General features: G+C 73.0%; 24 protein-coding genes and 1 pseudogene. 13 read left to right on the top strand and 12 right to left on the bottom strand.

Annotation, left to right across the window (positions count from 1 at the left end; all coding sequences use genetic code 11):
* Positions 1-337 precede the first annotated feature (337 nt).
* The 7 genes from ccrA to pssA all read left to right on the top strand — a co-directional run bounded on the left by ccrA (position 338) and on the right by pssA (position 8,092).
* A complete protein-coding gene (gene ccrA, locus V6D49_RS02455) occupies positions 338-1,678 on the top strand; it encodes a crotonyl-CoA carboxylase/reductase (RefSeq protein WP_340556675.1) in 1,341 nt (446 codons plus the stop codon).
* Between the two features lie 17 nt (positions 1,679-1,695).
* The gene (locus tag V6D49_RS02460; protein ID WP_340556676.1) at positions 1,696-3,729 is read left to right on the top strand and encodes a protein meaA; all 2,034 of its coding nucleotides are present in this window, start codon (positions 1,696-1,698) and stop codon (positions 3,727-3,729) included.
* Positions 3,726-4,691 (top strand): HpcH/HpaI aldolase/citrate lyase family protein, encoded by a 966-nt coding sequence (locus V6D49_RS02465; RefSeq protein WP_340556678.1) that lies wholly within the window; start codon positions 3,726-3,728, stop codon positions 4,689-4,691. Before V6D49_RS02460 ends, V6D49_RS02465 begins: the two co-directional genes overlap by 4 nt.
* 3 nt (positions 4,692-4,694) lie before the next feature.
* Entirely contained in the window at positions 4,695-5,216 is a 522-nt protein-coding gene (locus V6D49_RS02470) for a MaoC family dehydratase (RefSeq protein WP_340556680.1), read from the top strand.
* Between the two features lies 1 nt (position 5,217).
* Positions 5,218-6,423, top strand: coding sequence for an acyl-CoA dehydrogenase family protein (locus tag V6D49_RS02475; protein WP_340556682.1), 1,206 nt, complete (start codon positions 5,218-5,220; stop codon positions 6,421-6,423).
* A gap of 180 nt (positions 6,424-6,603) precedes the next feature.
* The gene (locus tag V6D49_RS02480) at positions 6,604-7,251 is read left to right on the top strand and encodes a phosphatidylserine decarboxylase (RefSeq protein WP_340556683.1); all 648 of its coding nucleotides are present in this window, start codon (positions 6,604-6,606) and stop codon (positions 7,249-7,251) included.
* Positions 7,238-8,092, top strand: a complete 855-nt coding sequence (gene pssA / locus V6D49_RS02485; protein WP_445330453.1) for a CDP-diacylglycerol--serine O-phosphatidyltransferase — start codon at positions 7,238-7,240, stop codon at positions 8,090-8,092. Before V6D49_RS02480 ends, pssA begins: the two co-directional genes overlap by 14 nt.
* A 67-nt stretch (positions 8,093-8,159) precedes the next feature.
* Here pssA and V6D49_RS02490 read toward each other — a convergent pair whose 3' ends face one another.
* The gene (locus V6D49_RS02490; protein ID WP_340556684.1) at positions 8,160-9,296 is read right to left on the bottom strand and encodes a glycerate kinase; all 1,137 of its coding nucleotides are present in this window, start codon (positions 9,294-9,296) and stop codon (positions 8,160-8,162) included.
* A gap of 129 nt (positions 9,297-9,425) precedes the next feature.
* Between V6D49_RS02490 and V6D49_RS02495 the strand changes: the two genes are divergently transcribed.
* A complete protein-coding gene (locus V6D49_RS02495; protein ID WP_340556685.1) occupies positions 9,426-11,150 on the top strand; it encodes a BCCT family transporter in 1,725 nt (574 codons plus the stop codon).
* 49 nt (positions 11,151-11,199) lie between these two features.
* Here the strand turns inward: V6D49_RS02495 and V6D49_RS02500 are convergent, their stop codons facing one another.
* Together V6D49_RS02500 and V6D49_RS02505 are read right to left on the bottom strand one after the other, a co-directional pair.
* Positions 11,200-12,615 (bottom strand): phytoene desaturase family protein, encoded by a 1,416-nt coding sequence (locus tag V6D49_RS02500; protein ID WP_340556687.1) that lies wholly within the window; start codon positions 12,613-12,615, stop codon positions 11,200-11,202.
* A 62-nt stretch (positions 12,616-12,677) separates the two neighbouring features.
* Entirely contained in the window at positions 12,678-13,499 is an 822-nt protein-coding gene (locus tag V6D49_RS02505; protein WP_340556689.1) for an inositol monophosphatase family protein, read from the bottom strand.
* Between the two features lie 139 nt (positions 13,500-13,638).
* On the opposite strand from V6D49_RS02505, the gene V6D49_RS02510 reads away from it, so the two are divergent.
* The gene (locus V6D49_RS02510; protein ID WP_340556690.1) at positions 13,639-13,944 is read left to right on the top strand and encodes a PadR family transcriptional regulator; all 306 of its coding nucleotides are present in this window, start codon (positions 13,639-13,641) and stop codon (positions 13,942-13,944) included.
* A gap of 7 nt (positions 13,945-13,951) precedes the next feature.
* On the opposite strand, the gene V6D49_RS02515 is transcribed toward V6D49_RS02510, so the two are convergent.
* From V6D49_RS02515 to V6D49_RS02525, 3 genes are all read right to left on the bottom strand, one after another.
* A complete protein-coding gene (locus V6D49_RS02515; RefSeq protein ID WP_340556692.1) occupies positions 13,952-15,226 on the bottom strand; it encodes an APC family permease in 1,275 nt (424 codons plus the stop codon).
* A gap of 104 nt (positions 15,227-15,330) precedes the next feature.
* A complete protein-coding gene (locus V6D49_RS02520) occupies positions 15,331-15,807 on the bottom strand; it encodes an ABA4-like family protein (RefSeq protein WP_340556694.1) in 477 nt (158 codons plus the stop codon).
* Positions 15,804-16,811 carry a hypothetical protein gene (locus tag V6D49_RS02525; RefSeq protein WP_340556696.1) on the bottom strand — a complete coding sequence of 336 codons (1,008 nt, stop codon included), beginning with the start codon at positions 16,809-16,811 and terminating at the stop codon, positions 15,804-15,806. The genes V6D49_RS02520 and V6D49_RS02525 overlap by 4 nt, the downstream gene beginning before the upstream one ends.
* A gap of 117 nt (positions 16,812-16,928) precedes the next feature.
* Here V6D49_RS02525 and V6D49_RS02530 point away from each other — a divergent pair, with 117 nt between their 5' ends.
* Positions 16,929-17,672, top strand: a complete 744-nt coding sequence (locus V6D49_RS02530) for a MerR family transcriptional regulator (RefSeq protein ID WP_340556698.1) — start codon at positions 16,929-16,931, stop codon at positions 17,670-17,672.
* On the opposite strand, the gene V6D49_RS02535 is transcribed toward V6D49_RS02530, so the two are convergent.
* The 4 genes from V6D49_RS02535 to V6D49_RS02550 are packed head-to-tail and all read right to left on the bottom strand — an operon-like array spanning position 17,636 to position 22,178.
* On the bottom strand, positions 17,636-18,649 hold the full coding sequence (locus V6D49_RS02535) for a TIGR03842 family LLM class F420-dependent oxidoreductase (RefSeq protein WP_340556700.1): 1,014 nt from the start codon (positions 18,647-18,649) through the stop codon (positions 17,636-17,638). The genes V6D49_RS02530 and V6D49_RS02535 overlap by 37 nt on opposite strands.
* 9 nt (positions 18,650-18,658) lie before the next feature.
* Positions 18,659-20,059, bottom strand: a complete 1,401-nt coding sequence (gene hydA / locus V6D49_RS02540) for a dihydropyrimidinase (protein ID WP_340556702.1) — start codon at positions 20,057-20,059, stop codon at positions 18,659-18,661.
* Positions 20,056-21,342 (bottom strand): aspartate aminotransferase family protein, encoded by a 1,287-nt coding sequence (locus tag V6D49_RS02545; RefSeq protein WP_340556704.1) that lies wholly within the window; start codon positions 21,340-21,342, stop codon positions 20,056-20,058. Before V6D49_RS02545 ends, hydA begins: the two co-directional genes overlap by 4 nt.
* Complete coding sequence (locus V6D49_RS02550) at positions 21,339-22,178, bottom strand: nitrilase-related carbon-nitrogen hydrolase (protein ID WP_340556706.1); 840 nt, start codon at positions 22,176-22,178, stop codon at positions 21,339-21,341. The genes V6D49_RS02545 and V6D49_RS02550 overlap by 4 nt, the downstream gene beginning before the upstream one ends.
* Positions 22,179-22,437: 259 nt before the next feature.
* Between V6D49_RS02550 and V6D49_RS02555 the strand changes: the two genes are divergently transcribed.
* Together V6D49_RS02555 and V6D49_RS02560 are read left to right on the top strand one after the other, a co-directional pair.
* Complete coding sequence (locus V6D49_RS02555) at positions 22,438-22,974, top strand: DUF6328 family protein (protein ID WP_340556707.1); 537 nt, start codon at positions 22,438-22,440, stop codon at positions 22,972-22,974.
* A 54-nt stretch (positions 22,975-23,028) separates the two neighbouring features.
* Positions 23,029-23,832, top strand: coding sequence for a hypothetical protein (locus V6D49_RS02560; RefSeq protein WP_340556709.1), 804 nt, complete (start codon positions 23,029-23,031; stop codon positions 23,830-23,832).
* Here the strand turns inward: V6D49_RS02560 and V6D49_RS02565 are convergent.
* Positions 23,808-24,248, bottom strand: a complete 441-nt coding sequence (locus V6D49_RS02565) for a DUF6278 family protein (protein WP_340556710.1) — start codon at positions 24,246-24,248, stop codon at positions 23,808-23,810. The two genes, V6D49_RS02560 and V6D49_RS02565, sit on opposite strands and share 25 nt — an antisense overlap.
* On the opposite strand from V6D49_RS02565, the pseudogene V6D49_RS02570 reads away from it, so the two are divergent.
* Positions 24,247-26,106: pseudogene (locus V6D49_RS02570) on the top strand (SGNH/GDSL hydrolase family protein); the annotation flags it as partial. The gene V6D49_RS02565 and the pseudogene V6D49_RS02570 overlap by 2 nt on opposite strands.
* 38 nt (positions 26,107-26,144) lie before the next feature.
* Here the strand turns inward: V6D49_RS02570 and V6D49_RS02575 are convergent.
* Positions 26,145-26,939, bottom strand: coding sequence for an exodeoxyribonuclease III (locus tag V6D49_RS02575; RefSeq protein WP_340556712.1), 795 nt, complete (start codon positions 26,937-26,939; stop codon positions 26,145-26,147).
* Between the last annotated feature and the right edge of the window lie 30 nt (positions 26,940-26,969).

A 26,969-nucleotide genomic window follows, 5' to 3' on the forward strand; every position in this document is an offset into this window, starting at 1 on the left:
CGGTCCGACGCCGTGGGCGCCCCTCCCCGCCGCACCCCGACACCTCCCCCGACGCCGCCCCGGTGGACCCGCACGAGACGTCCCCCGGGGCGCTTCGGCCTGCCCGCACGGGGCGGTGGCCGGGGCCGCGCACCCGGTGTGACGTGCGGCGCAAAGAAATGGCACGGGGTGTCTTGCGAGGTGGCACTGCGTGTCATACGGTGGCCACCACGCCGGGCACTGTCCCCGCGGCCCCACCCACGGCCGCGCGCCCGGTCCGCCTGCGTCACCAGGCACAACGCTGAACCGACGGCGTCCCCCGCGTCCCTCGCACCACACGCTTCGCCGGAGGCATACCGTGACCAACCCCATCCTCGACGCGATCGTCTCGCCGGACAGCACCGCGAACGACTTCGCCGCGCTGGAGCTGCCCGAGTCCTACCGCGCGATCACCGTGCACAAGGACGAGCAGGAGATGTTCCAGGGCCTGGAGAGCCGCGACAAGGACCCCCGCAAGTCCCTGCACCTGGACGACGTGCCGGTGCCGGAGCTCGGCCCGGGCGAGGCCCTGGTCGCCGTCATGGCGAGCTCGGTCAACTACAACTCGGTCTGGACCTCGATCTTCGAGCCGGTCTCCACCTTCAGCTTCCTGGAGCGCTACGGCCGGGTGTCCCCGCTGACCAAGCGCCACGACCTGCCGTACCACGTCATCGGCTCCGACCTCGCCGGCGTCGTCCTGCGCACCGGCCCGGGTGTGAACGCCTGGACGCCCGGCGACGAGGTCGTCGCCCACTGCCTGTCCGTCGAGCTGGAGTCCGCCGACGGCCACAACGACACGATGCTCGACCCCGAGCAGCGCATCTGGGGGTTCGAGACCAACTTCGGCGGCCTCGCCGAGATCGCGCTCGTCAAGTCCAACCAGCTCATGCCGAAGCCGAAGCACCTCAGCTGGGAGGAGGCGGCGGCGCCGGGCCTGGTGAACTCCACCGCCTACCGCCAGCTCGTCTCGCAGAACGGCGCCGGGATGAAGCAGGGCGACAACGTCCTGATCTGGGGCGCCAGCGGCGGCCTCGGCTCCTACGCCACGCAGTTCGCGCTGGCCGGTGGCGCCAACCCGATCTGCGTCGTCTCCAGCGAGGACAAGGCCGAGATCTGCCGGCGCATGGGCGCGGAGGCGATCATCGACCGCAAGGCCGAGGGCTACAAGTTCTGGAAGGACGAGAACACCCAGGACCCGCGCGAGTGGAAGCGCTTCGGCAAGCGCATCCGTGAGCTCACCGGCGGCGAGGACATCGACATCGTCTTCGAGCACCCCGGCCGCGAGACCTTCGGCGCGTCCGTCTACGTCACCCGCAAGGGCGGCACCATCACCACCTGTGCCTCGACCTCGGGCTACATGCACCAGTACGACAACCGCTACCTGTGGATGTCCCTGAAGCGCATCGTCGGCTCGCACTTCGCCAACTACCGCGAGGCGTGGGAGGCCAACCGGCTCATCGCCAAGGGCAAGATCCACCCGACGCTGTCGAGGACCTACTCCCTGGCGGAGACCGGCCAGGCCGCGTTCGACGTGCACAAGAACCTCCACCAGGGCAAGGTCGGCGTGCTGTGCCTGGCCCCCGAGGAGGGCATGGGCGTCAGCGACCCGGAGACGCGGGCCCGGCACCTCGACGCCATCAACCGCTTCCGGAACGTCTGAGAAGAGACGCCACCACCATGACTGAGCGTCAGAACACCAGCGCGCGCCCGCAGCGGGACCGTCCCTGGCTGATGCGCACCTACGCCGGGCACTCCACCGCGGAGGCGTCCAACGAGCTGTACCGGCGCAACCTCGCCAAGGGCCAGACGGGGCTCTCGGTCGCGTTCGACCTGCCGACGCAGACCGGATACGACCCGGACCACGTCCTGGCCCGCGGCGAGGTCGGCCGGGTGGGTGTGCCCGTCTCACATCTGGGCGACATGCGGCGGCTGTTCCAGGACATCCCCCTGGAGCAGATGAACACCTCGATGACCATCAACGCCACCGCCATGTGGCTGCTGGCGCTCTACCAGGTGGTCGCCGAGGAGCAGGGCGCCGATCCCGGCAGGCTCCAGGGGACGACGCAGAACGACATCGTCAAGGAGTACCTCTCGCGCGGGACGCACGTCTTCCCGCCCGGGCCCTCCCTCCGGCTGACCACCGACATGATCACCTACACGGTGGCCCACATCCCCAAGTGGAACCCGATCAACATCTGCAGCTACCACCTGCAGGAGGCCGGGGCCACGCCGGTGCAGGAGATCGCCTACGCGATGTCCACCGCCATCGCCGTCCTGGACGCCGTCCGCGACTCCGGCCAGGTGCCGCAGGAGCGGATGGGGGACGTGGTCGCCCGCATCTCCTTCTTCGTCAACGCCGGTGTGCGGTTCGTCGAGGAGATGTGCAAGATGCGGGCGTTCACGCGCATCTGGGACCAGATCACCCGGGAGCGCTACGGCGTCGAGAACGCCAAGCAGCGCCGCTTCCGCTACGGCGTGCAGGTCAACTCGCTCGGGCTCACCGAGGCGCAGCCGGAGAACAACGTCCAGCGCATCGTGCTGGAGATGCTGGCCGTCACCCTCTCCAAGGACGCCCGCGCCCGCGCCGTGCAGCTCCCGGCCTGGAACGAGGCGCTGGGTCTGCCCCGGCCCTGGGACCAGCAGTGGTCGCTGCGGATCCAGCAGGTGCTCGCCCTGGAGAGCGACCTGCTGGAGTACGACGACATCTTCGCCGGGTCGCACGTCATCGAGGCGAAGGTCGACGGGCTGGTCGAGGAGTGCCTCACCGAGATCGAGCGCATCCAGGAGATGGGCGGCGCGATGGCGGCCGTCGAGTCCGGTTACCTCAAGTCGCAGCTCGTCTCCTCGCACGCGCAGCGCCGGGCCCGCATCGAGTCCGGCGAGGAGAAGATCGTCGGCGTCAACTGCTACGAGGCCACGGAGCCGAGCCCGCTGACCGCGGACCTGGACACGGCGATCATGACCGTGGACCCGGCGAACGAGGCCCGTGTCATCGAGGCGCTGGGCACCTGGCGGGACCGCCGGGACGAGCCGCGGGCCCAGGAGGCGCTGGCGGCGCTGAAGAAGGCCGCCGCCGGGGACGTGAACCTCATGCCGGCCACCGTCGAGTGCGCCCGCGCGGGTGTCACGACCGGTGAGTGGGCCTGGGCGCTGCGGGACGTCTTCGGGGAGTTCCGCGCGCCCACGGGCGTGAGCAGCGCGCCGGTCGCCGTGGCCGCCGAGGCGGGCTCCACGCTCGCCCAGGTGCGCCGCAAGGTCGCCGCCACCGCCGAGGAGCTGGGCAGCGGACGGCTGCGGCTGCTGGTCGGCAAGCCCGGCCTGGACGGCCACTCCAACGGCGCCGAGCAGATCGCCGTCCGCGCCCGGGACGCCGGGTTCGAGGTGGTCTACCAGGGCATCCGGCTCACGCCCGAGCAGATCGTCTCGGCCGCCATCGCCGAGGACGTGCACTGCGTGGGTCTGTCCATCCTCTCCGGCTCCCACACGGAACTGGTGCCCGACGTGCTGGACCGGCTGCGCCGGGCGGGCGCGGAGGACCTGCCCGTCATCGTCGGCGGGATCATCCCCTCCGCCGATGCCGCCGCCCTGAAGGCCGCCGGTGTGGCGGCGGTCTTCACGCCGAAGGACTTCGGCATCACGGAGATCATCGGCCGTATCGTCGACGAGATCCGCACCGCGAACCGGCTCGACCCTCTGGAGGTCCCCGCATGAGCACCCCCGTCAACCGTCTGCGTCCGCGCCGTTCCTGCCTGGCCGTGCCCGGCAGCAACCCGCGCTTCCTGGAGAAGGCGCAGGGCCTCCCGGCTGACCAGGTGTTCCTGGACCTGGAGGACGCCTGCGCGCCGCTCGCCAAGGAGGGCGCCCGGCACACCATCGTCGACGTCCTGAACAACGGCGACTGGAGCGGCAAGACGCGCGTCGTGCGCGTCAACGACTGGACGACGCACTGGACCTACCGCGACGTGGTGACGGTCGTGGAGGGCGCGGGCCCCAACCTCGACTGCATCATGCTGCCGAAGGTCCAGGACGCCACCCAGGTCAAGGCGCTGGACCTGCTGCTCACGCAGATCGAGAAGACGATGGGCTTCGAGGTCGGCAGGATCGGCATCGAGGCGCAGATCGAGAACGCCAAGGGCCTGGTGAACGTCGACGAGATCGCCGCCGCGTCGGACCGGCTGGAGACCATCATCTTCGGGCCCGCCGACTTCATGGCGTCCATCAACATGAAGTCGCTGGTCGTCGGCGAGCAGCCCCCGGGCTACCCGGCCGACGCCTACCACTACATCCTCATGCGCATCCTCATGGCCGCCCGCCAGCACGACCTGCAGGCCATCGACGGCCCGTACCTGCAGATCAAGAACGTCGAGGGCTACCGCGAGGTGGCCGGACGCTCGGCGGCGCTGGGCTTCGACGGCAAGTGGGTGCTGCACCCCGGCCAGGTCGAGGCGGCCAACGAGATCTACTCGCCCTCCCAGGAGGACTACGACCACGCCGAGCTGATCCTGGACGCCTACGAGTTCCACACCTCCGAGGCGGGCGGCAAGAAGGGCTCGGCGATGCTCGGCGACGAGATGATCGACGAGGCCAGCCGCAAGATGGCGCTCGTCGTCGCGGGCAAGGGCCGGGCCGCCGGCATGACCCGCACCAGCAAGTTCGAGGCACCGGAGGCGTAAGCGATGCAGTTCGGCCGTACCTACGAGGAGTTCGAGGTCGGTGCCGTCTACAAGCACTGGCCCGGCAAGACGGTCACGGAGTACGACGACCACCTGTTCTGTCTCCTGACCATGAACCACCACCCGCTGCACATGGACGTCAACTACGCCGAGAAGACGACCGACTTCGGCAAGAACGTCGTGGTGGGCAACTACATCTACTCGCTGCTGCTCGGCATGTCCGTGCCGGACGTCTCGGGCAAGGCGATCGCCAACCTGGAGATCGAGTCGCTGCGTCACGTGGCCCCGACCTTCCACGGCGACACCCTCTACGGCGAGACGACCGTGCTGGACAAGACGCCGTCGAAGTCGAAGTCGGACCGCGGCATCGTGTACGTCGAGACCAAGGGCTACAAGCAGGACGGCACGCTCGTGTGCGTCTTCCGCCGCAAGGTGATGGTGCCCACCGCCGAGTACATCGAGAAGCGCGGCGGCGAGCAGCCCGGCCGTCCGGAGCTCGTCGAGCGCCCGAAGGGCGGTAAGTGACATGGGACGCCTCGCACAGACCGACGGCCTCACCGACATCCAGCGGGAGATCCTCTCCACCGTCCGCGGCTTCGTCGACAAGGAGATCATCCCGGTCGCCACGGAGCTGGAGCACAAGGACGAGTACCCCACCGAGATCGTCGAGGGCCTCAAGGAGCTCGGCATCTTCGGCCTGATGATCCCCGAGGAGTACGGCGGCCTCGGCGAGTCGCTGCTGACCTACGCGCTGTGCGTGGAGGAGATCGCGCGCGGCTGGATGAGCGTCTCGGGCATCATCAACACGCACTTCATCGTCGCCTACATGCTCAAGCAGCACGGCACGCAGGAGCAGAAGGACTACTTCCTGCCGAAGATGGCGGCCGGTGACATCCGGGGCGCCTTCTCCATGTCGGAGCCGGCGCTCGGCTCCGACGTCTCGGCCATCTCCTCCAAGGGCGTGCGCGAGGGGGACGAGTTCGTCCTCACCGGCCAGAAGATGTGGCTGACCAACGGCGGTTCGTCGTCGCTGGTCGCGGTGCTCTGCCGGACGGACGAGGGGCACGCCGAGGGCACCGCCCCGCACAAGTCGATGACGACCTTCCTGGTCGAGAAGGAGCCCGGGTTCGGCGAGGTCAAGCCCGGCCTCACGATCCCCGGGAAGATCGACAAGATGGGCTACAAGGGCGTCGACACGACCGAGCTCATCATGGACGGGCTGCGGGTACCGGCGGACCGGGTCCTCGGCGGGGAGACCGGCCGGGGCTTCTACCAGATGATGGACGGCGTCGAGGTGGGCCGTGTCAACGTGGCCGCGCGCGGCTGCGGAGTCGCTCAGCGCGCGTTCGAGTTGGGCGTCTCCTACGCCCAGCAGCGCAGCACCTTCGGCAAGCCGATCGCCCAGCACCAGGCCATCCAGTTCAAGCTGGCCGAGATGGCCACGAAGGTGGAGGCCGCGCACGCGCTCATGGTCGGTGCCGCCCGCAAGAAGGACTCCGGGCAGCGCAACGACCTCGAAGCGGGCATGGCCAAGTACCTGGCCTCGGAGTACTGCAAGGAGGTCGTCGAGGACGCGTTCCGCATCCACGGCGGCTACGGGTTCTCCAAGGAGTACGAGATCGAGCGCCTCTACCGCGAGGCGCCCATGCTGCTGATCGGTGAAGGTACGGCAGAGATCCAGAAAATGATCGTCGGCCGTCGTCTGCTGGAGGAGTACCGACTCCAGGGCTGACCGGCGTTTCGCCCCGGTTCGGGCCGTTTCCCCCGTGAGGGAGGTCACACGCCCGGGCCGGGGTTCCGCGTCCTGACGGGGGATCGGGCTTTCCCAGTTGCCGTCCTGTGCCGATACCATGCGGAGGACAGCCGTGGTCCACCGTATCTGCGCGGCACCCTCCCGCTACGAAGGTCTTCCATGCCCCACCGCTCATCCTCTTCCTCCCGTGGTCGTGTCCGCATTGCTCGCGGCGCGTCACCATGGCTCCTCCCGACGGTGGCCACGGCCGCCGTCAGCCTCGCCGGGGCGCGCCGCTCCGGGAAGGCGCGGGCCGTGGCCGTGCCGGTCACCGCGCTCGCCGCCGGCATGCTGTGGTTCTTCCGGGACCCGGAGCGGGAGGTCGCCCAGGGCCGGGTCATCTCCCCGGCCGACGGCGTGGTGCAGAGCGTCATGCCGTGGAAGGACGGCCGCACGCGGGTGGCGATCTTCATGAGCCCGCTGAACGTCCACGTGAACCGCGCCCCGCTGGCGGGGACGGTGACGTCCGTCGAGCACGTGCCCGGCGGGTTCGTCCCGGCGTTCAACAAGGAGAGCGAGCACAACGAGCGCGTCGTGTGGCACTTCGACACCGAGCTCGGCGACATCGAGATGGTGCAGATCGCCGGCACCGTGGCGCGGCGCATCGTCCCCTACCTGCCCGAGGGCACCAAGGTCGAGCAGGGCGAGCGGATCGGCCTGATCCGGTTCGGCTCCCGCGTCGACGTGTACCTGCCCGAAGGGGTGGAGGCCGCTGTCGAGGTCGGCCAGAAGACGACGGCGGGAGTGACACGCCTTGACCGCGACTGACACCGACCGCACCCACGCCGGTTCCGGCTGGGGGCTCGACGAGGCGGACGACGACGAGATGCCGCTGTCCACGCGGCTCTCGATAGCGGACACCCTCACGCTGGGCAACGCCACGTGCGGCTTCATGGCGGTGTACTTCACCACCACCGGCGTGCTGATCCCCCACCTGACCGACAGCGGCGACGGCGGCATGGCGCGCTCCAGCGCCGCCACCGCCGTGATGCTGATGCTCATGGCCTCGGTCTTCGACCTCTTCGACGGGATCGTGGCCCGCAAGCTGCGGGCCTCGGCGATGGGCGCCGAGCTGGACAACCTCTCCGACCTCATCAGCTTCGGGCTGGCCCCCGCGTACTTCGTGCTGGTGTGGGGCATGGTCGCCACCGACGCGAACCAGCACGTCTCGGCACTGGCCGCGATCGTGGTCCTGCTGGCGGTGGTGCTGCGGCTTGCGCGGTTCTCCTGCGTGACCCTGCGCGACGGCATCTTCCAGGGGATGCCGAGTCCCTTCGGAGCCCTGACCGTGGTCTCCATCGTGCTGCTGGAGCTGCCGTTCATCCCGACGCTGCTGGCGATCATCGGTACGGCCTGGCTGATGGTGAGCCGCGTGGAGTACCCCAAACCGCGCGGCAAGCTGGCCGTGGGCATGCTGAGCTGGATCGTCCTGGCGATGGGCATGCTGGCCGCCTGGGCGCTGGACTCCCCCGGCGGGGAGCTGCTGCTCCAGACCGGCTGCGCGCTCCAGCTGGTGCTGGGCGCCGTCATCCCGCTGTTCGCGACGGCACGCCGGGTGAACACCTTCCGCTACAACCGACGCGAGGCCCGGGCCGCGGCCCAGGGCTGAGCACCGGGCACGGCGCACGGAACGCCGGGTGGGCCGCCGAAGCGGCGCACCCGGCGTTCCGCCGTTCCTAGAGGTGCTCGGTCGCGAGCCGCTCCGCCACGCGCTCCAGGAGCGGCCCCGCGTTCGCCATGCACCGCGCCGGGTCCGGCTCGATGGACGTCAGCGGGTAGACGGCCTCGATACCGGCCTCCCGGAGGGCCGCCTCGTCGATCGCCAGCCGACCGCAGACGGCCACCACCGGCTTCCCCGCCGCCCGCGCCGCCGTCGCGACGCCGGCCGGGGCCTTGCCGTGGAGCGTCTGCGCGTCCATGGACCCCTCACCGGTGATGACGAGTGCGGCCCGCTCCAGGGCCGGGGCGAAGCCGAGCACCTCCAGCAGCACCTCGATGCCGGGTCGGAAGGTGGCGTCCAGGCCCACCAGGGCGCCGTAGCCGATACCGCCCGCAGCCCCGGCACCGGGCGCGGCGGCGCACTCCGCCGCGCGCGGGCCGACGGCGCTCTCCAGCACACGGGCGTAGTGGGCGAGGGCGGCGTCCAGCGTGGCGACGTCCTCCTCGGAGGCGCCCTTCTGCGGGCCGTAGACGGCCGGGGCGCCCGTCGGCCCGGTCAGCGGGTTGTCGACGTCGCTGGCGAGCACCACGTCCACGTCCTTCAGGCGCGGGTCCAGGCCCGTCAGGTCGGCCTCGGCCAGCTCGCGCAGCGGGCCGCCGCCGGGCGCCAGCGGCTGCCCGTCGGCGTCGAGGAAGCGCGCGCCGAGGGCCGCGAGCATACCGGCCCCGCCGTCCGTGGTCGCCGAGCCGCCGACGCCGAGAACGATCGTCGTGGCCCCGGCCGCGACGGCCGCCAGCAGCAGCTCACCGCTGCCGTAGGTGGTCGCGGTGAGCGGTGCGAAGACCCCCTCGGGCAGCAGTTGGAGGCCGGACGCCTCGGCCATCTCGACGATCGCCGTCGAGCCGGCCAGCGCGTAGGCCGCCGTCACAGGAGACCCGAGCGGCCCGGTCACCTCGGCCTCGCGACGTTCGAATCCGCCGGCCACGGCCGCCGCGACGGTGCCGTCACCGCCGTCGGCCACGGGGAGGGCCTCGACGTCCAGACCGGGCCGGGCCCGGCGCAGGCCCTCGGTCACGTGGGCGGCGACCTCGACGGCCGTCAGCGAGCCCTTGAACTTGTCGGCGGCGATCAGCACGCGCCCTGTTTGGCTCATGTGGGTGTCCCTTGCTTTCGAACGGGCAGTCGCGCCAAGGACGACCCTATCCGGCGCGCCGCCCCGGCGGCCATCGACGTCCGGCGTGCCGGGTGACGACGCGCAATCGACCACTGATAGTGAGACAACATGACAACGGACACGACGTCTTCCCCACCGCCTTCGGAGCCCCTCGGGAAGGGCCCGCACCGCAAGGACCCCGGCCCCGACCCGACGATCGTCGGGATCGGTGTGGTGACGGTCCTGGTCGTCGTGGGCTGGGCGGCACTGGGGCAGGACTCGTTCTCCACCGCCGCCTCCGGCTCCCTGGAGTGGGCCCTCAGGAACTTCGGCTGGCTCTTCACCATCGGGGCCAACGCCTTCCTGGTCCTGTGCGTCTACATCGCGATCAGCCGCTTCGGCCGCATCCGCCTCGGCAAGGACGACTCCAGACCGGAGTTCACCAACCTGGCCTGGATCGCGATGATGTTCAGCGCCGGCATGGGGATCGGCCTGATGTTCTACGGCGTCGGCGAACCGCTCACGCACTACTTCGACCCGCCTCCCTTCGGCTCCGTCGAGCCGCGCAGCGGTGAGGCCGAACGGGCCGCGCTAGAGTACTCGTTCTTCCACTGGGCACTGCACCCGTGGGCGATCTACGGTGTCACCGGCCTGGCGCTGGGCTACGCGACCTTCCGCAAGGGGCGCGGCAACCAGATCAGCTCCGTGTTCGTGCCGCTCATCGGCAAGCGCAGGGCGGCGGGTTGGCCCGGCCGCACGATAGACCTCCTCGCGGTGTTCGCGACGGTCTTCGGCACGGCGACCAGCCTGGGGCTCGGCGCCCTCCAGGTCGCCAGGGGCCTGAACATCACCACGGGCATCGAGGACGGCCGGGGCCTGCAGTTGGCCATCATCGCGGTCCTCGGCGCCGCGTTCGTGCTGTCCGCCTTCTCCGGACTGCACAAGGGCATCAAGTGGCTCAGCAGCATGAACATCGTCACGGCGGCGCTGCTGATGGCGTTCATCTTCCTCGTCGGCCCGACCGTCTACGTGCTGAACGCCATCCCGGCCGGGGTCGGACCGTACCTGCAGGAACTCCTCATCACCTCCTCGCGCACCGGAGCCTTCGGCGAGCAGGACTGGCTGGGCCTGTGGACGATCTTCTACTGGGCGTGGTGGATGTCGTGGGCGCCCTTCGTCGGCACCTTCCTGGCCCGCATCTCGCACGGCCGCACCGTGCGGGAGTTCCTGGTCGGCGTGCTGCTGGTGCCCTCCGGAGCGAGCATCGTGTGGTTCTCCGTCATGGGCGGCAGCGCGCTGCGCCTCGACTCGACCGGGCAGGCCGACCTGTCCGGCCCGCTGGACGAGGGCGTGGAGTCCTCCCTCTTCGCCCTGCTGGACGCGCTGCCGCTGACGGCGGTGACGTCGGTCGTCGCCATGCTGCTGGTGATGACGTACTTCGTGACCAGCGCCGACTCCGCCTCCCTGGTCATGGGTTCGCTCACCAGCCGGGGCGCCCTGCATCCGCAGCGGTGGCTCGTGGTCACCTGGGGTGTGCTGATGGCGTCGGTCGCCGCCGTCCTCCTGGTCGCCGGCGGTCTGGACGCCCTCAAGTCGGGGACGATCCTGGTGGCCCTGCCGTTCGTGGTGGTCCTCATGGCGATGTGCTGGGCGCTGCTGCGGGAGATGCGCCAGGACCCCGGGGCCGGACCCACCCGGCACCACGCGCTGCACGGTCTGCGGGACGCCATGCGGGTCATGGTCGGTGAGGCCGTCAGCGAGCAGCACCGGTCCCGGCACTGGCGGCTGCGCCGCGCGGCCTCACGCGTCACCGAGGACGCGGAGTCCGGCGACGAGGAGCCGGACCGCGTCTGATGAAGCGCCGCCCGGCGCCGGACTCCGCTCCTCCTGGGCTCTTCGGGCCCTAGGAGGAGCGGAGCCGGCGCCAGACGGCCCGGGCGGCGTTGTGCCCGGACATGCCGTGGACGCCGGGGCCCGGCCACGTCGCCGACGAGCAGAGGTAGACGGCCGGGTGCGGCGTCGCGTACGGCACGCGGGCGAGCCGGGGGCGCAGCAGGGTCTGGAGGCCGGTGAAGGCGCCGCAGGCGATGTCGCCCCCGACGTAGTTGGCGTTGCGGGCCGCCAGCTCCGCCGGACCGCTCACCGCCCGCGCCAGGACGAGGTCGCGGAAGCCGGGGGCGAAGCGCTCGATCTGCCGCTCGACGGCGTCGGTGAGGTCGCCGTCCCAGCCGTTGGGCACGTGGCCGTAGGCCCACAGCACGTGCTTGCCCTCCGGTGCCCGGGTGGCGTCCACCGCGGTGGGCTGGGAGGTGATGAGGAACGGCCGCTCCGGGGCGCGACCGCGCACCGGCGCCTTCAGGGCGGCGGCGATGTCCCGCCGGTAGGGGCCGAGGTGGACGGTGCCGGCCCGGTGCGCCTCCGGTGCCGTCCACGGCACGGGACCGTCCAGGGCGTAGTCCACCTTGAACGCGGCGGCACCGTAGCGGAACCCCTGGAACGCCCGGCCGAGGCCCGCGATGCGGGCCAGTGCGGTGGGTGAGGTGTCGAAGAGGTAGGCGCGCGCCGGGGGGAGGTCGTCCAGCCGCTTGACCTCGAACCCGGTGTGCACGACGCCCCCCAGCTCCCGCAGGTGGGAGGTGAGGGCGTCCGAGACGGCCTGCGAGCCGCCGCGCGCGACGGGCCAGCCGTACGCGTGCGCGGCGAGCGCGAAGACCATCGCGATGCCGGACGTGGCGTTCGTCGTGAGCGGGGCCATCACGTGGGCGGCGAGCCCGGCGAAGAGCGCCCGCGCCTTGTCGTCGCGGAAGCGGCGGGTGAGCAGGGAGGCGGGCTGGATACCGAGCATCCCGAAGCGGGCGAGGGTGAGCGGTTCGGAGGGGAAGCGGCTCCACGGCACGCTCAGGAAGTCCGTCGCGAGCGTGTCCCACCGGCCGACGTAGGGCGCCATCAGCCGCCGGTAGGCCCCGGCGTCACGCGGGCCGAGGGACATCGCCGTCGCACCGACCGAGCGGGCCAGGACGGCGGCCGTGCCGTCGGGGAACGGATGCGCCAGGGCCAGCTCCGGGTGCACCCACTCCAGCCCGTGCCGGGCGAGCGGCAGGTCGAGGAAGGCGGGCGATCCGGCGCCCATGGGGTGCACGGCCGAGCACGGGTCGTGCCGGAAGCCGGGGAGGGTCAGCTCCTCGGTGCGGGCGCCTCCGCCCACGGTCGTGCCGGCTTCGAAGACCTCGACGGAGAAGCCCCGGCGGGCCAGCTCCACGGCCGCCGTCAGGCCGTTCGGGCCCGCCCCCACCACCACCGCGTCACACATGGACGGCACGTCGGCTCTCCCTCATCCTCGAGGCGTCGCTTTCCGGGGCCACGTCGTCCCTGGGGGCCGTGTCACGCCCCCGTCCCCGCCAACAGGGAGAGGATACGCCGCAGGGCCGCCTCGTCCCGGGCCACGGCGAACGGGAGCGCGTTGCCGCCGCCGACGGCGAACGGGCGGCCGTCGGCGGTGGCGTGGGCGCCGCCCGCCTCACCGACGAGCAGCAGGCCGGCCGCGTGGTCCCAGGCGTTCTCCCAGGAGAAGGCGAGACCGTCCAGCCGACCCGTCGCCACGTGCAGGTACTCCAGACCCGCCGAGCCGCAGGGGCGGGGGGCCACGCCCTCGGTCCGCAGCCTCATCAGGACGCGCCGGCGCTCCGCGTCCACGAAGTCGGGATGGTCGGTGGCCACGGTGAGGTCGGCCCCGGGGTCGGGGGAACCGGCCCGCAGCGGCGTGCCGTCCAGCCGGGCGCCACCGCCGCGCACCGCGACGGCCAGCTGGTCCCGGGCGGGCACGTACGTCCAGGAGGCGAGCAGCTCCCCCCGGTGGGCCAGGGCGACGAGGGTACAGAAACCGTCCTCCCCGCGCACGAACTGCCGGGTCCCGTCCACCGGGTCCACGATCCACACGGGCGCGTCCCCGTGCAGGGCGGCGAGCCGTCCCGGGTCGGCGTGGACGCCCTCCTCGCCGACGAAGGCCGCCCCGGGCAGCAGCGGGCGCAGGGCCTCCTCCAGGTGCGCCTCGGCCCGGCGGTCGGCGACGGTCACCAGGTCGTGCGGCCCGGCCTTCGACGTCACCTCGTGGTCGGCGAGCTGCCGCCAGCGCGGCATGATCTCCTCCGCCGCCGCCTTGCGGATGGCGGCCTCTACCCCGGCTGTGAGCGCGTCGTCGATCATGTGTCCATACAACCACGCCCCCGCGACACCCGGTCCCCCCTCCCGTCGGAGCAGGGGTCCGCATCTGATCACCGCACCGGCTCCGGCGACTAGGATCGGGGGGCGATATCGGTTGCGTCACCGCCGGAGGTGGGCCAGGGTGCGGGAGTTCCAGCGCGGTGCGGTGCGGCTGCACATCCTCCACCACGCAGCCGAGGAGGAGATCCACGGCGCCTGGATGACCGAGGAACTGGCCCGCCACGGCTACCGGATCAGCCCCGGCACGCTCTACCCGACGCTGCACCGGCTGGAGAGCGACGGACTGCTGGTCTCCGAGCAGCGCGTCGTGGACGGCCGCACCCGGCGCGTCTACCGGGCGACCGGCGCGGGGCGGCGGGCGCTGGCCGAGGACCGCAGGGCGCTCGCCGAGCTGGCCCGCGAGGTCCTGGGCGACGAGATCCGCTGAGGGGGTCTCACGGCGTACGGCCGGTCAGTGCGCGGCGGATCGCGTAGACGGCGGCTCCCGCGCCCAGCACCGCGGCCCCGGAGGCCACCGAGGACAGCGGCAGCGAGAAGGCCAGGAGCAGGCAGCCGGTCAGTCCGACCACCGGCACGATCCGCGCGGGCCGGCCCTCCTGCGCGCCCAGGGTCCAGGCGGAGGCGTTGGCGACGGCGTAGTAGACGAGCACGCCGAAGGAGGAGAACCCGATCGCCGCCTGGAGGTCCGCCGTCGCCGCGAGCACCGCCACGACCGCGCCGACGACCAGCTCGGCGCGGTGCGGCACCTGGAAGCGCGGGTGGACGGCGGCCAGGGCGTGCGGCAGGTGCCGGTCACGGGCCATGGCCAGCGTGGTGCGGGAGACACCGAGGACCAGGGCGAGCAGCGTGCCGAGCGCGGCGACGGCGGCACCGGCGCGGACGACGGGGACGAGCCACCCGGCGCCCGCCGCCCGCGCGGCCTCCGACAGCGGCGCGGCGGCCCCGGCCAGCCCGTCCGGGCCCAGCACCGTCAAGGCGGAGACGGCGACGAGGGCGTAGACGACGAGCGTGATCCCCAGGGCGAGCCGGATCGCCCTGGGGATCGTGCGGGCCGGGTCGCGGACCTCCTCCCCCAGCGTGGCGATGCGCGCGTATCCGGCGAAGGCGAAGAACAGCAGGCCGGCCGCCTGGAGCACCCCGCCGGCCGTGGCGTCGGAGCCGACGTCCAGCCGGGCCGCGTCCGCCGCCTGCGAGGTCAGGGCCGTGACGACCACGGCGGCGAGCACCGCCAGGACGACGGCCACGATCGCCCGGGTCAGCAGGGCGGACTTCTGGACCCCGGCGTAGTTGACGGCCGTCAGCGCCACCACCGCCGCCACGGCGACCGCGTGCGCCTGCCCGGGCCACACGTACGCACCGACCGTCAGCGCCATCGCGGCGCACGAGGCGGTCTTGCCCACCACGAAGGCCCACCCGGCGAGGTGGCCCCAGAAGTCGCCGAGCCGCTCGCGCCCGTACACGTACGTCCCGCCCGAGGCCGGATAGCGGGCGGCGAGCCGGGCGGAGGAGGTGGCGTTGCAGTAGGCGACGACGGCGGCCAGGCCCAGGCCGATCAACAGTCCGGAGCCGGCGGCGCGTGCGGCGGGGCCGAGCGCGGCGAAGATCCCCGCACCGATCATCGATCCGAGGCCGATCAGGACGGCGTCCGGTACGCCGAGCGTCCGCCGCAGCTCTCCGGGGACGCCGCCCGCCGTCGGGGGCTTGCTCATGGACACACTCCTCGGCGACACGGGGACGGCCCGCCTAACGGGATCCGATATCGGTGCACGATAGCGGACCGCCGACGGCGGGGCACGCCCCGTCCCGCGGGCCCCTACGACGTCCCGCGCGGCGCCGCGGTGCGCACCGCCGAGGCTTCGCCGACGCCCCGTGCGCCGCCCGTCCGCAGCGCCCGCAGGCCGAGGAAGAGCAGCACGCCCACCGGTGCGAGCAGGATGGTCAGCACGAGCAGCGGGCTCATGACGAGAGGGTGAACGCGGAGCCTGCGCGCCTCCCGGTACATCCACTGGCCGATGAGGAGGTCCCAGGCGATGACCTGGGCCCAGATGGCACCGGCGCCCGCGTCGAGGGCCAGGAGGTCCTGGAAACCGGCGCGCGAGGGGTCGGTGACGGCGGCCCACAACTCCGGCAGGACGGGCAGGGCGAGGGCGAGGTACACGGCCAGCACCGGAACGACCGTCAGGGGGGACGCGGCCACCCGGTCCGACACGCGCCGGCCGGGGGCGAGGATCAGCAGCAGCCAGACCGGGGCCGCCAGCCAGAAGGCGAGGTCGAAGAGGAGATCGGTCATGCCACCGGCTCCTTGCGGACGGGCGGAGCCGAAGCCGTCGGAACCGTCGACGGAGGCGCAGCCGGGGATGGCTCGGCCCCCGGCACCCGCAGTGCCGCCCAGGTGGCACCGACGCCGAGGACGAGCAGGGCCGCGGCGGCGGCGAGCGTGCGGCCGTCGGGGCTCGTCAGCGGCTGCCCGCGCAGGGCCTGCCAGGTGAGGAGGGCCAGCAGCGCCGTGTGGACGCCCGCCCCGACGAGGACGATGCGCAGGCGCACGCGCTCGTCCCGCAGCCGCGCCAGCCGGGGCGCCAGCGCGAGCAGCAGCACGAGCAGCAGCGGCAGCGCCTGCAGGGCGTGCATGCCGACGAAGTGCGGGATGCGCAGGTCCCCGCCCGTCGTGGACCAGCCGGTGAGCGGCATGGCCGGGCCGCCGTCCGGGACGCCGACGCTGTGGGCGCCGATCGTCTCGGTGACGCCCCGGCGGTCGGCGGCCCGCTGCTCCGGGGTGGGGAGGAGCATGAGCCCGCCGACGGCCAGCCCGAGGAGGGAGACGACCGCGCCCAGGCGCACCGCCCAGGCGGTGGCCGCGTCGAGCGTGCGGGTGCGGAAGAGCAGCAGGGCGACGACCAGGGTGCCGGTCCACAGCAGCACGATCGTGAGCCCCATGAGCGCGAACAGCCGCGAGTCGAGCGGAGTGGCGACGTTGAAGTGGCTGCCCTTCCCGCGCACGACCTGGGTCGTGATGAGCACCATCTCGACCGCGCCCGCCACCGCCACCACCGTTCCGGCCCACCAGCCGGCGCGCCGGTGCCGGGTGAGCAGGGAGAGCATCCAGGCGAGCGTGAGGGCGTACACGGCGAAGGAGAGGGAGAACTTGAGCGGCTTGAGCCAGATCGCGGCGCCGGACAGTACGCGGTCGTCGAGCACCGTGCCGACGGCGGCGACCGGCGCCAGCAGGGCCATGGAGAGGGCGAAGACCATGAGCGGCCGGTGCCAGGTCATGGCGGTACGCCAGGTGAGCATGAGAAACCCCCGAATGGATAGTGGTAAGTAACACTATCGATTGCTGATAGTGAGACTATCTACGACGGGGACTGAATTGGCAAGGTCCCCGCAGGAACCGCGAGGGGAGAACGCGCCGTGCGCATCGGAGAGTTGAGTCGCAGGACCGGAGTTCCGGTGCCGACCGTCAAGTTCTACGTCCGCGAGGGGCTGCTGCCGCCGGGCCGGTTGACCAGCCCCAACCAGGCCCACTACGGCGAGGAACACGAACGGCGGCTGCGGCTGATCCGCGCGCTCATCGGCGTGGGCGGGCTCTCCGTCGCCGCCACGGCGGAGGTGCTCGCGGCCATCGACGACCCCGCCCTCCCCGTGCACAAGGCGCTCGGCGCGGCCTCCCACAGCATCGCCGCACCCGTCGACGCGGGAGCGGGCACGGGCCGGGCCGATGACACGGCCGCCGAGCGGGCCGAGGACCCGGACCCGGCGGGGGACGGTGCGACGGACGCCGCGCGGGCCGCCGTGGAGGATCTCCTCGCCCGGCGCGGCTGGCGCGTCTCACCGCGCAACAACAACGTGACCGCCCTGGTGTCCGCCGCCGCCGCGCTGACCCGCGTGGGCCACGGCGACTTCCTCGGCCACGCCCTGGAGCCCTACGCCGACGCCGCCGAACGCGTCGCCGAGGCCGACCTGGACTACGTGGCGGGGCGGGAGCGGCGTGAGGACCTCGTCGAGCGCGCCGTCGTCGGCACCGTCCTCGGGGACGCGGTGCTCACCGCGCTACGCCGCATCGCCCAGGTCGACGCCTCCGCCCGCCGGTTCGGCGACCGGGCCGAGCCGCCCGGCGCTCAGCCTCCGAGCACCGGCACGACGTCCGCGCCGTAGGCGTCGATGACCTCCTCCCGGGCGTCGTGCATGCAGTACAGGGCGAACTGGTCCACCCCCGCGTCCCGCAGGACACGGAGCTTGGCGAGGTGGTCCTCGGTCGGCCCCAGGAGGCAGAAGCGGTCGACGATCTCGTCGGGCACGAAGTCGGTGGACGGGTTTCCGGCCCGGCCGTGGTGGCGGTAGTCGTAGCCCCGCCGCCCCGCGATGTACGCGGTGAGCTCCTCCGGCACCAGGTCGGAGTGCGCGCCGTAGCGGCCGACCAGGTCGGCGACGTGGTTCCCGACCATGCCGCCGAACCACCGGCACTGCTCGCGCGCGTGGGCCAGCCCCGCCGCCGTGCCGTCCGTGACGTAGGCGGGCGCGGCCACGCACACGGTCAGCGCCGCCGGGTCCCGTCCGGCGGCGGCCGCCGCCGTCCGCACCTCGCCGGCCATCCACGACGTCAGGTAGGGATCGGCGAGTTGCAGGATGACCCCGTCGGCCACCTCACCGGCGAGCGCGAGGGCCTTCGGGCCGTAGGCGGCCATCCACACCGGCAGCCGCCCCTCCCCCACCCACGGCAGCCGCAGCGGCGTGCCGTCCACCACGGCCTCGCGGCCCTCCGCCAGGCCGCGGATGGCGGTGACGGCCTCCCCGAGCCGCGCCAGCGTGCACGGGCGGCGGCCCGCCACCCGCATCGCGGAGTCGCCGCGGCCGATGCCGCACACGGTCCGGTTGCCGTACATCTCGTTGAGCGTGGCGAACGTGGAGGCCGTCACCTCCCAGGACCGGGTGCCGGGGTTCGTCACCATGGGGCCCACGACGAGCCGTTCGGTGTGGTCGAGGATGCGGCTGTGGATGACGAACGGCTCCTGCCACAGCACGACGGAGTCGAAGGTCCAGCCGTAGCGGAACCCGTTGCGCTCGGCGCGGCGCATCAGTCCGACGGTGGCGGCACCGGGCGGATCGGTCTGGAGGACGAGTCCGAAGTCCACGGGGGTCTCCTAGTCGAGCTGCTGGCAGGTGGCGCGGGGGAGGTAGCGGCCGTGGCCGGCGCGCCCGGTCCAGGTGCGGCGGTCGACGACGGTGCGGCCCCGGCTGAGGACGGTCTCCGCCTGCCCGGTGACCTCGCGGCCCTCGTACACGGAGTGGTCGACGTTCATGTGGTGCGTCTGGGCCGACAGCGTCTGCCGCGCCCCGGGGTCGTAGACGACGACGTCGGCGTCGGCGCCGGGGGCGAGCGTGCCCTTGCGCCCGGCCAGACCGAACATGCGCGCCGGGGCCGCGCAGGCCAGCTCGATCCAGCGGCGGCGGGAGATGCGGCCGTCCAGCACCGCCTGGTGCAGCAGGTCCATGCGGTGCTCGATGCCGGGCAGACCGTTGGGGATGCGGGAGAAGTCGCCGCGCCCCAGCTCCTTCTGGCCCGCGAAGCAGAAGGGGCAGTGGTCCGTGGAGACGACCTGGAGGTCGCCCGTGCGCAGGGCGCGCCAGAGGTCGTCCTGGTGGTCGGCGGGGCGCAGCGGCGTGGAGCAGACGTACTTGGCGCCCTCGAAACCCGGCCGGGCCAGGTCGTCGACCGTGAGGAAGAGGTACTGCGGGCAGGTCTCGCCGAACACGGGCAGCCCCAGGTCGCGGGCGCGGGCCAGCTCGGCGACGGCCTCGCGCGCGGAGACGTGGACCACGTACAGGGGCGCCTCGGCGACCCGGGCGAGCTGCACGGCGCGGTGGGTGGCCTCGGCCTCCAGGAGGGCCCGGCGGACCTCGCCGTGGTACCGGGGGTCGGTCCGCCCGGCGGCGAGCGCCTGCTCGACGAGGACGTCGATGGCGATGCCGTTCTCGGCGTGCATCATGATCAGGCCACCGTTGCCGGCGGCCCGTTGCATGGCGCGCAGGATCTGTCCGTCGTCGCTGTAGAAGACCCCGGGGTAGGCCATGAAGAGCTTGAACGAGGTGACGCCCTCGGCGACGAGGGTGTCCATCTCCTTCAGGGTGCCCTCGTTCACCTCGGCGAGGATCATGTGGAACGCGTAGTCGACGGCGCACTGCCCCTCGGCCTTGGCGTGCCAGGCGTCCAGGCCCTCGCGCAGGCTGCGGCCCCGGCTCTGCACGGCGAAGTCGACGATGGTCGTGGTGCCGCCCCAGGCGGCGGCGCGGGTGCCCGTCTCGAAGGTGTCGGCGGAGAACGTCCCGCCGAAGGGGAAGTCGAGGTGGGTGTGGGCGTCGACACCGCCGGGGACGACGTACCGTCCGGTGGCGTCGATGGTGTGGTCGGCCCGCCAGCTCGCAGCGGCCTCCGTGTCCCGGGCGGCCAGCGCCGCGATGCGCTCCCCCTCGATGAGGACGTCGGCGTGCAGTTCCTCGGTGGCGGTGACGACGAGCCCGCCCCGGATGACGGTCCGGCTCATGCCGCGCCTCCCGATGCGTCGTGCAGGGCCTTCTCCAGGATGGCCGCGCCCTCCTCGGCCTCCGCGACGCTGACGGACAGGGGCGGTGCGACGCGCAGGACGGCGCCGTCCGGCCCGCCCTTGCCGATCAGCAGGCCGCCGTCGCGGGCGGCCTCCAGCACGCGGGCGGCCGTGGCGGCGCTGTCGAGCTCGACGCCGATCATGAGGCCGCGTCCCCGGACGTCCCGCACCGCGCCGAGCCCGGCGGTGGCCGCCCGGACGCGCTCGATGAGCAGGCCGCCCACCCGCCGGGCGTTGCCCTGGAGGTCGTGTTCGAGCAGGTAGGTGAGGTTGGCCAGGGCGGCGGCCATGGTGACGGGGCTGCCGCCGAAGGTGGAGATGGACTGGGCGTCCAGGACGTTCATGATCTCGGCGCGGGCGACGACGCCGCCGACGGACATGCCGTTGCCGATGCCCTTGGCGAAGGTGATCATGTCGGGGGCGCCACGCCCGGCGTGGGCCTGCCAGCCCCAGAAGTGGTCGCCGGTACGCCCCCAGCCGGTCTGCACCTCGTCGCTGATCCAGAGGATGCCGTGCTCGTCCAGCACGTCGCGGAAGGCGGCGAGGAGGCCGTCGGGCGGTGCGGTGAACCCGCCGACGCCCTGCACGGGTTCGGCGATGAGGGCCGCGACGCCACGGGACGTCTGGCCGAGCAGGTCGGTCAGGTCCTGCACGCAGGCGTCGGTGAACTCGGCGTCCTTCAGCCGCGCGTAGGGGCCGCCGCGGACGGCGCCGTGGACGTACAGCGTCTGGAGCGGCGAGAGGCTGGTGGGCGACCAGGAGCGGCTCCCGGTGACGCCGACCGTGGAGAAGGAGCGGCCGTGGTAGCTGTTGCGCAGGGCGAGGATCTGGTTCGAGCGCCGGTAGGTGGTGGCCAGGAGCAGGGCCGCGTCGTTGGCCTCGGTGCCGGAGGTCGTGAAGAAGACCCGGGCGTCGGGAATGCCGGAGAGGGCGGCGATGCGCTCGGCGAGCTCCACCATGGGCCGGTTGAGGTAGAGCGTGGAGCTGTGGATGAGCCGCCCGGCCTGCTCGGCGACGGCCTTGGTGACCTCCGGCAGGGCGTGGGCGGTCATGGTGGTGAGGATGCCGCCGAAGAAGTCCAGGTAGCGGTTGCCGTCGGCGTCCCAGACGTGGCGCCCCTCGCCGTGGGTGAGTTCGAGGGGGCGCTCGTAGTAGAGCGTGAGCCAGTCCGGTAGGACGGCGCGGTGACGATCGTGCAGGGAGGGCGTGGGGTGGTCGGTCACGGGCGCACCAGCTCCTCGTAGGCGTCGGGGCGGCGGTCGCGGTAGAACGCCCAGGTGCGGCGGACCTCGTCGATGAGGCCGAAGTCCAGGTCCCGGACGAGGAGCTCCTCCTTGTCGCCCGCGGCGGCGCCGACGATCTGCCCGCGTGGATCGGCGAAGTAGCTCGTCCCGTAGAAGTCGTTGTCCCCGTAGCTCTCCGTCCCGACGCGGTTGATCGCGGCGACGAAGTAGCCGTTGGCCACGGCCGCCGCGGGCTGTTCGAGCTGCCACAGGTGGGACGACAGGCCGCGGGAGGTGGCGGAGGGGTTGAAGACGAGCTGGGCCCCGGCCAGGCCGAGGGCGCGCCACCCCTCGGGGAAGTGGCGGTCGTAGCAGATGGTGACGCCGATGCGGCCCGCCGCCGTGTCGAACACGGGCCAACCCCGGTTGCCGGGCCGGAAGTAGAACTTCTCCCAGAAACCGCTGAGCTGCGGGATGTGGTGCTTGCGGTAGGTGCCGAGCACCGTGCCGTCGGCGTCGATGACGACGGCGGTGTTGTAGTGGAAACCGGGCTGCTCGGTCTCGAAGAGGGGGGCCACGATCACCAGGCCCGTCTCCCGGGCGAGCGCGCGCATGCGCTCCGTCGTCGGCCCGCCGGGGACGGGCTCGGCCCAGCGGAAGTGCTCGGCGTCCTGCACCTGGCAGAAGTAGGGGGCGTTGAAGACCTCCTGGAAACAGATGACGGCGGCCCCCTGCCGGGCGGCCTCCCGGGCGTGCTCCTCGTGTTTGGCCACCATGGACGCGGTGTCGCCGGTCCAGGTCGCCTGTACCACCGCGGCACGTACGACATCGGGCATGAACGACTCCTTCGTCCGGGCGTGGGTCCGTCCTGCTTCCGGGGGTTTCGCGAGGATAGGACCGTAGATCCCGTCCCGCGCACTGGCAAGGGCATCTGCGCCCTCTTGGCCCGATCGGAGGGCACGGGCGGGTGACGGTGGGGGCGGTGACGGACCGTGGGCGGCGGGGGGCGGGGGGTAGCGGCAGGTTTGGCGCGGGGCGGAGCGAACAGACCCGGAACCAGCAGACCGTGTTCACCGGATGTCAGGAGGGGCACTCATGGCCGTCAGCGGAAGCGAGCGGAGCATACGGGCCGACGCGGGGGAGGAACGTCAGGTCCTGCCGCGCGGCCGCAGCGAGACGGAGGAGGAGCGCGCCGACCGGCGCTGGGTCGAACTGCTCCAGGAGGTGCGCGTCGCCCAGACCGGCGTGCAGATCCTGCTGGCCTTCCTGCTGAGCATCGTCTTCACCCAGCGCTTCACGGAGTTGGGCGACGTCGACGTGGCCATCTTCGTCGTCACCATCGTGCTGGGCGCCTCGTCCACCGGGGCGCTGATCGCTCCCGTCTCCCTCCACCGCTTCGTGACCGGACACCGGATGAAGCCGCAGACCGTGGAGTGGGCGGCGCGGCTCACCGTCACCGGCCTGTTCCTGTTGCTGTGCACGGTGACCTGTGCGCTGCTGCTCATCCTGCGGGTGGTCCTCGGCGGCCCGTGGGCGGTCGGTATCGTCGCGGCCGTCTTCAGCTGGTTCGTCCTGTGCTGGTTCGTGCTCCCCGCGTGGGCCCGCAGCCGCCGGCGGAGCAACGATGCCTGACGCCACTCCCCCGCCCGTCGAACAAACGCCCCAACGGCGCTAGGCTGCGCGGCCATGGACGACTCCCTGCGCGAACTCGTACTCGGTGTGGCCGCCACGGGACTCGGCGCCGCGATCGGCTGGACGTTCCGCACCTTCCTGTGGCGCCGGGCGCTGCGCCGCAAGCAGCGGTTCTTCGGCCTGCCGGACCACTCCGAGAGCGTGCTGGTGGTCAACCGCGACCCCGGAGCGGCCGGGGCCGTCGCGCGCAGCGACGTCTTCGCGCTGCTGGAGGTGACGTCGCTCATCAAGGACTGCCGCGCGCAGTTGCGGGTGCTGACCGCCCACGACGCGCGGCAGGGCTTCGGCGAACGCACCGAGTTCTGCATCGGCGGGCCGGTCTCCAACCCCCGCACGGCCGCGCACCTCGAAGCCCTGCTGCCGGGCGTGCACGTCGAGGCGGGCTCGCACGAGGCACCGGGCCACGGCACGTACACCGTCGGCGGCGAGAGCCACCGGCCGCGCAAGGGGGCCGTGGAGTACGTCCTGCTGGCCCGGCTGGCCCCCGAGGCGGACATGCGCCCGGTCTTCCTCATCTGTGGGCAGACCTCGGTCTCCAACCAGGCCGCCGCCCGCCATCTCGCCCGGCACCACCGGCGGTTGGCCCGCAAGCACGGCGGCACGGGGACGTTCTGCCTGCTGCTGAAGGTCGTCAGCTCCGCCGCGTACGGGCCCGACGTGGTCGAGGTCGTCGGCGACGTGACCCGGGCGGCCCTCACCCCCGCCCCCGCCCCCGCGCCCACCCCCGCCTCCGCGCCCGCCGGGCAGGGCGGCGACGCCGGGGAGGGCGCGGCTCAGGACTCGTCGGCCTCGGCGTAGACCTGGGAGAGCTCGGGCGTACCGCCGCTGGCCCAGGCGTGCCCGACGCCGACGACGTCGACCTCCCGCCCCGAGTCGAGCCGCACGACCGGCTGGCCGTTCGGCCGGACCTGCCACCGCGCGCCGGTCACCCGGCGGACGATGACCGTACCCAGATAGAGCCCCGCGTCGTTACCCAGCCAGGACATGGTTTCCGGGTCGTCACGCCAGCGCGGGAGCAACTGGTCGAGCGCTTCCAGGGACGCCGGGCTGTCGTCCAGGCGGACGCCGCTGTCCGCCGCCTGGCCGCGCAGCAGGTCGGCCTCGGCCAGCAGTTCGGCCATGCCCTCGGGATCGTGTTCGCCGCCTCCGAACACGGCGACGCCGCGCGCCATGCCGTGCCGCTTGCGCCAGTTGTCCAGGAAGGGGATGTTCATGCGGGTAAGGGTCGCACCCGGCGCCGCCGCGACACCACCGGCACGCGGTGCGCTCGGCCTGGCCGCCGCCCTCGTCTGCTGCCTGACGCTGACCGCCTCGGGCCTCACCACCGCGACGGCCACCGCCGAACCGCCCCCGGCGCGAGCGCTGCGGGAGCACTTCGACAACCGGGGCATCAGCGACGACCGCGACCCGGGAGCGGCCGACCTCGACGGCGCGGGCAACTCCTTCTCGGCACAGGACCTGTCCGCCGCCGGGTGGACGCCCGGCGCGCCGCTCGACCTCGGCGGCGCCCGGCTGACGGCGCCCCGCCCGGGCGGGTCCGACACCTCCGACACCCCCGACACCCCCGACAATGTCGTCGCCGACGGCCAGTGGGTGCGGCTGGACGGCTCGGGGGACGCCCTGTCCTTCCTCGTGGCGGCCACCTCACCGCACGGCCCCGGCGCGGCGCTGCGGCTCCCCGGCACCGTCCGCCACGCCGACGGCTCCCGCTCGGACTACGTCCTGAGCGCCGGTGACTGGCGCGGCGGCCCGGCCTCCGTCGCGGTGGTCGCGCTGCCGCACCGCAACACGGCCACCGGCTCCCGCACCGACACCGTGCGCCTGTACGCCGTCACGGTCCCGCTGCACGGCGCGAGCCCGGCGGTCGCCGTGCGGCTGCCCGACGACCCGGGGCCCGACGCGGACCTGCACGTCTTCGACCTCGCCCTGCAGCGGGCGGCGAAGGGCTGGACGGGCACCTGGGCGGCGAGCACGTCCGGCTACACGGCGGTGGGCCCGTGGACGGACCGCACCCTGCGGCTCGTCGTCCCCGCCAGCACCGGCGGCACGCGGGTGCGCGTCCGGCTCGCCAACACCTTCGGCACCCTCCCGGTGGACGTCGGCGCGGTCTCCGTCGCGGTGCGCGGGGCGGGGGCGGCACCACGCGAGCGCCCGGCGCCGCTGCGGTTCGGCGGCCGTGCCGGTGTGCGCCTGCCCGCCGGCGGACAGGCCGTCAGCGACCCGGTGGCCCTGGCGGTACCCCCGACGTCGTCCCTGCTCGTCAGCCTGCACCTGCCGGGCACCGTCGCGGCGGCACCCGTGCACGCCAAGGCGCTGCAACGCTCCTACACCTCCGCCGACGGAGCCGGTGACCTCACCCTCGGCGCGGACGGCACCGGCTTCCGGGCCGGGCTGACCACCTGGCCGTTCCTCACCGGGGTGGACGTGCGCGGCGGCCCCGGCGCGGTGGTCGCCCTCGGGGACTCCATCACCGACGGCACCGGGTCCACCCCGGGTACCGACCGGCGCTGGCCGAACGTGCTGGCCCGGCGGCTGGCCGAGGCCCGCGACGTGCCCGCGTACGGCGTGCTCAACCACGGCATCTCCGCCAACCGCGTCGTCACCGACCGCTACGACGGGGACGGGGTCAGCTCCGACACCGGCGGGGTCAGCGCCCAACACCGGCTGGACCGCGACGTGTTGCACCAGACGGGCGTGCGCACGGTCGTCGTCTTCGAGGGCATCAACGACCTGCGCCACGGGACCTCGGCGGCGGACCTCCTGGCCGGGCTGCGCGCCCTCGCCGACCGCGCCGGGGCCCGCGGGCTGCGGGTGCTGGTCGCCACCCTCACGCCCTGCGGCGGCTGGCCGGACTGCACGCCGGCCGTGGAACGAGCCCGCCAGGAGGTCAACGCCTCGCTGCGCGCGGATCGCGGCACGTTCGACGCCGTCCTGGACTTCGACGCCGTCCTGCGCGACCCGGACGCGCCCGAGCGGCTGCTGCCCGCCTACGACAGCGGCGACCACCTCCACCCCGGGGACGCGGGCCTGCGGGCCCTCGGGGAGTCGGTCGACCTGTCCCTGCTGTCACCGCACGCGGCCGACCGCCGGGCGCTCTCGCGGGCCGCCCGCTACGAGGCGGCGGGTTCCAGGTCGACGACGACGGGGGCGTGGTCGGAGGGGCCCTTGCCCTTGCGCGCCTCGCGGTCCACCCAGGCGTCCGTCACGGCCGACCGGAAGGGCGCGTTGCCGTAGACGAGGTCGATCCGCATGCCGCGGTTCTTGGGGAAGCAGAGCTGCCGGTAGTCCCAGTACGTGAACGGCACGTCGTACTTGAGCGGGCGCGGGTGGACGTCGTCGAGCCCGGTGGCGCGCAGGGCGGCGAGCGCGGCCCGCTCGGCCTCGGTGACGTGGGTGGCGCCCTCGAACCGGGCGATGTCCCAGACGTCCTCGTCGGTGGGGGCGATGTTGAAGTCGCCCAGGACGGCGAACGGCCGATCCCCGCCCGCCTCCCGCTCGACGACCTCGCGCAGCGCCTCCAGCCAGCGCAGCTTGTAGGCGTAGTGCGGGTGGGAGACCTCGCGGCCGTTGGGCACGTAGACCGACCACACCCGCACCCCGCCGCACAGGGCGGACACCGCGCGCGGCTCCTGCTTGCCCTCGAACTCCGGGCCGCCCGGCAGCCCGGTCACCGGCTCCTCGACGCCGACACGGGAGAGGACCGCCACGCCGTTCCACCGCCCGTCCGCGTGGACGGCCGCCTCGTAGCCCAGCCCGCGCAGCGCCTCGGCGGGGAACTGCTCCGCCGTGCACTTGAGCTCCTGCAGGCACAGGACGTCGGGCGCGGTGGCCTCCAGCCAGGCCGAGAGCCGCTCGATGCGGGTGTTGATCCCGTTGATGTTCCAGGTGGCGATGCGCGTAGCCATGGTGCTCAACCTACCCGCCGCCACCGACAG

The sequence above is a fragment of the Streptomyces sp. GSL17-111 genome (genome assembly GCF_037911585.1).
Classification (GTDB): Bacteria; Actinomycetota; Actinomycetes; order Streptomycetales; family Streptomycetaceae; genus Streptomyces.